The organism is Endozoicomonas sp. ONNA2, from assembly GCF_024606365.1.
GTDB lineage: Bacteria > Pseudomonadota > Gammaproteobacteria > Pseudomonadales > Endozoicomonadaceae > Endozoicomonas.
The window spans coordinates 1-4241 of record NZ_JAHHPO010001012.1 but is presented as its reverse complement, the minus strand read 5'-3'; the positions used below and the strand labels follow the sequence as shown (position 1 = coordinate 4241).

The 4241-nt window shown below is 52.5% G+C and carries 5 protein-coding genes; 1 reads left to right on the top strand and 4 read right to left on the bottom strand.

The features are described 5' to 3' along the window. On the top strand, positions 1–853 hold an 853-nt coding region (locus KDK14_RS17885), incomplete at its 5' end, for a WD40 repeat domain-containing protein (RefSeq protein ID WP_257266552.1). Positions 854–943: 90 nt separating this feature from the next. Here the strand turns inward: KDK14_RS17885 and gloA are convergent. From gloA to purM, 4 genes are all read right to left on the bottom strand, one after another. Continuing rightward, complete coding sequence (gene gloA, locus KDK14_RS17880) at positions 944–1369, bottom strand: lactoylglutathione lyase (RefSeq protein ID WP_257266551.1); 426 nt, start codon at positions 1367–1369, stop codon at positions 944–946. Between the two features lie 33 nt (positions 1370–1402). Next, positions 1403–2236: a DUF3108 domain-containing protein gene (locus KDK14_RS17875; RefSeq protein ID WP_257266550.1), complete on the bottom strand. Its 834-nt coding sequence runs from the start codon at positions 2234–2236 to the stop codon at positions 1403–1405. Between the two features lie 116 nt (positions 2237–2352). Then, positions 2353–3015, bottom strand: a complete 663-nt coding sequence (purN, locus tag KDK14_RS17870; protein ID WP_257266549.1) for a phosphoribosylglycinamide formyltransferase — start codon at positions 3013–3015, stop codon at positions 2353–2355. Positions 3016–3115: 100 nt separating this feature from the next. Then, positions 3116–4162 carry a phosphoribosylformylglycinamidine cyclo-ligase gene (purM, locus tag KDK14_RS17865; protein WP_257266553.1) on the bottom strand — a complete coding sequence of 349 codons (1047 nt, stop codon included), beginning with the start codon at positions 4160–4162 and terminating at the stop codon, positions 3116–3118. Positions 4163–4241 lie beyond the last annotated feature (79 nt).

Sequence of the window (4241 nt, the reverse complement as noted above, 5' to 3'; positions counted from 1 at the left end):
AAAGCCGATCTCGACAAGTAGGGGGAGTCTGCCCCCTGTTTGGACGCTTACGCAGCAATGCGTGGCGACGCTCAATGGTCATGCCAGCCGGGTGCACTTTGTCAGGCAATTTGCCGATGGGCGGCTGGTTTCGTGCTCCAATAGTTTGAACATCAGGGAGTGGGATCTTGGCAAGCCAGACAAGCAGCAATGCGTGGCGACGCTGAATCGGCATAACGACTGGGAACTATTAGTGTTTCCATTGGCCAATGAACGGTTCGCTTCTACCTGTTTTGACTATGCCATAAAGGTATGGGATCTGAGCAAGCCCCCCGGGCAGCAATGCGTGGCGACGCTGAATGGGCATACCCTCCTTGTGAGATCAGTCATGGCATTAGGCGATGGCCGGTTGGCTTCGGTTTCTAATGATAAGACCATCAGGGTGTGGGATCTGAGTTATCCCGAAGGGCAACAATGCGTGGCCACGCTGAATGGGCATACCGCCAAGGTGCTATGTATCACCGAGTTTCCCGGTGGTCGGTTGGCTTCGGGCTCTATTGACAAGACCATCAGGGTGTGGGACCCGGGTAAGCCCGATGGGCAGCAATGTGTGGCGACGCTGGGTGGGCATACCGATTGTGTGACATTAGTAGTTATCGTGTTGGCCGATGGGCGGCTGGCTTCAGGTGGTACTGACTGTACGATAAAGATATGGGATCTGAGCAAGCCCGATGGACAGCAATGCGTGGCGACGCTGGGTGGCCATACCGGTTGTGTGAAATCAGTTATCGTGTTGGCCGATGGGCGGCTGGCCTCGGCCTCTATTGACGGTACGATAAAGATATGGGATCTGAGTAAGCCCGACGAGCAGTAATACCAATTCGACCTTCTGTATATGAACTGCGCAGCCATTTTAAACAGCTGTATCTTCGTTGGAATTCCTCACAATACCCACAAGTAGCTGTCATGCTCGGCCAACCTGCTGGCCGTTAAGCCCTTCACCAGCAGCTTTGGCTTGAATCAGCTCAATCTTGTACCCGTCCGGATCTTCTACAAACGCAATTTCAGTGGTACCTCCAAGCACCGGGCCAGGTTCCCGGGTGATTTTTCCGCCAGCCTTACGGATGGCGTCACAGGTGGCATAAATATCATCAGCCCCCAGGGCTACATGACCAAAGGCATTGCCCAGGTCGTACTGTTCAGTGCCCCAGTTGTAGGTCAGTTCAATCACTGCCTGCTCGGATTCATCGGCATAGCCAACAAAAGCGAGGGTGTATTTATACTGTTCGTTGTCTTGTTTTCTCAGCAGTTTCATGCCGAGAATTTCCGTATAGAACTGGATAGATTGATCCAGGTTGCCAACCCGCAGCATGGTGTGAAGAAATCGCATTTCAGGCTCCTTCAGATATAAGGAAAAAATAGATCAGAGATGTTTGGGTCGTTCAGACCGTTTTTGGGTTTGTTTCTTTTTCAGTGGCTGTCCATCAATGGCAGCCTCTTTGATCTCTATGGTGTAGGCCGTGCCTTTTTCTTCCTGCAACAGCTTGACCAGAAAGTAGTCATAGTTTTTGGCAAACCAGATCCAGGTCGCTCGTTCATCGCTGTCTCTGTGTATTTTGACTCTGACGGTTTTCAGGTTGCCAAGGTCAGTTGTTAAAATCTCTTCGCCTTCGATGGTGAATGTGCGTTGATAGACTTCATCGTTATCGGCAATGTCATAGTGTAGCGGTTGGCCATGGGCAGCCGCCAGATCCATACGCAGTTTCAGTTGGTAACTGAGGTTGTCCAGGGTTTCCGGTTTCAGGTCTGTTGACCACTGCCGGTGACCCTGTTGCCAGTTGACCTTATTGCCGGGCCAGTCAAAAGTGGCATATTCCGTTGGTTTGTTGCCAAGCCCCGTTCTTTGTTGCACGTATTGGTTGGCGATCAGCCGGGCACCCTTAAAGGCAAAATGGCTGGTCTCTTTCATCCCGAAAAACGTCGCATCGGCACTGAACTCAAGGGTCCAGGTGCCATCAGCATTTTGTCTCAGGGATCTTTCTCCAAAACCACCCAGGGGCACCCCTTTGATGGATGCCTTATAAATGGCGGAATAGGGCTTGAGCGTGAAAGCTGTGGGATTCGTGCTCTTGGTTGTTTTGGTTTGGGTGGCCCCAAAGCCCGTATTGCCCGTTAGCATCAGAATCATGGCAAGGGCGACTCTCAGACTATTTGCACCATATTTATTGGGGTGAATGGTCATTGATTGTTTATCCATTCTCGCAGAATACTCCACCCATAGCTCGGAGAACCCGGGTGGGGCCGCCATCCGCTTAGTGGTGGGAGGATGTCAAGCTCACAGTGTGGCGATGAACAAGCTATGAACCTGATCTATCATGCCAGTTCCAGGGCGTTTTCCTGCAGTTGGTAGCCCAGTGGGTCAATAGGGTGATCATCCAGTAGCACGTCGCCACCCTTCAGTAGAAGTCTGCCGGAAGTGATCAGATGTACAGCCAGGGGGTAAATGCGGTGCTCCATGGCCTGGACGCGTTGTTTCAGACTCTCTTCATTATCGGTGGGCCGGACAGTCATTGAAGCCTGAAGGATGTGGGTACCACTGTCCAGTTCTGGTGTTACAAAATGAACAGTACAGCCGTGGCGCGGCTTTTTATCGGCAAGTACTCGACTATAGGTACCAAGGCCTTTGTATTCCGGGAGCAGGGATGGATGAACATTGATCAATCTGCCAGTGAATTTTTCCACAAACCCGGGGCTCAGAATTTTCATATAACCGGCCAGTACCACAAGGTCCGGCGCAAAGCGGCCAACCTCTGCCGCCAGTCTCTGGTCAAAGGCGCTTCGGGAGGAAAAGTTTTTGTAGTCCAGACCAATGGCCGCGACTTTGTGTTGTCTGGCCCTTTCCAGCCCGAAAGCTTCTGGTGCGTTGCTGATGACCCCGACAATTTGATAACTGTAGTGATGTTCCTGATCCAGAAGTGCCTGAAGATTACTGCCGTTACCTGATAGCAGAACGACAACTCGTTTTTTCTCGCTCACTGCTGTTTCCTGAATGCTTTCAATGATTATTCGGTTGGAATCCCATTGGCTTGAATGACAGGGTGATCCGGCCGTCAGACAGGACTGTCAAATGCTCCGGTTATTGAAACACCACAGGTTCGCTATCGCTGTCTGCGGATTCAATTTGACCAATAATGACGCTTTGTTCTCCCAACGCTGCCAAACGCTTGATGGCCTGCTCCCGATGGCTTGCGGGGATACAGAGCACCATACCGATACCACAGTTGAAAGTACGGTAGAGTTCAAAGGCGGCAATATTGCCCTTTTCCTGCAGAAAACGAAAGATGGCCGGGATTTCCCAACTCTTTGTGTTGATCACCGCACAACAGCCCCCGGGGATTACCCTGGGCAGATTCTCAGGCAGGCCGCCCCCGGTAATGTGAGCCATGGCGTGAATTGGCAGTTCCTTTTGCAGCTGCAGCAGTGATTTGACGTAAATGCGCGTTGGCGCCATCAAGTGCTCTGCCAGCGGTTTGCCTGCCAGCGTGGTGTTGAGGTCTGAACCAGCCACTTCCAGCACCTTGCGGATCAGTGAATAACCGTTGGCGTGGGGTCCGCTGGATGGTAAACCGATTAACAGATCACCGGCGCAGACTTTGCTGCCATCAATAATTTCAGACTTTTCAACAACACCGACACAGAAACCCGCCAGGTCGTAATCCTCACCCTGGTACATACCGGGCATTTCGGCGGTTTCACCGCCGATCAGGGCGCAGCCAGAGAGTTCGCAGCCTTTGCCAATCCCGGTGACCACCCGTTCAGCCACATTCACATTTAATTTGCCGGTGGCGTAATAGTCCAGAAAGAACAGCGGTTCGGCACCACAAACCAGCAGGTCGTTGACGCACATGGCCACCAGGTCGATACCGATATGGTCATGCATGCCCAGCTCCATGGCCAGCTTCAGTTTGGTGCCTACGCCATCGGTGCCGGAAACCAGAACCGGTTCTTGATACCCGGCCGGCAGCTGGCACAGCGCTCCAAAACCCCCAAGACCACCCATCACCTCAGGGCGGGAGGTGGCCCTGGCAACCTGTTTAATGCGCTCAACCAGAGTATTTCCCGCGTCGATATCGACACCGGCATCCTTGTAACTCAGGGTGGGTCTGGAATCCGATTTGTTCATTGATATCAATCCGCTTGTTGCCAGAGCCAGGAGGCTGTCCGAGAATAGCGCCCGTAGCGAGGATGGCAGAAAATTGAGG

What these genes read in the sequence shown, in the direction of transcription:
- gloA (WP_257266551.1), bottom strand. Translation starts at nt 1,369, where the DNA reads ATGCGATTTCTTCACACCATGCTGCGGGTTGGCAACCTGGATCAATCT.
- KDK14_RS17875 (WP_257266550.1), bottom strand. Translation starts at nt 2,236, where the DNA reads ATGGATAAACAATCAATGACCATTCACCCCAATAAATATGGTGCAAAT.
- purM (WP_257266553.1), bottom strand. Translation starts at nt 4,162, where the DNA reads ATGAACAAATCGGATTCCAGACCCACCCTGAGTTACAAGGATGCCGGT.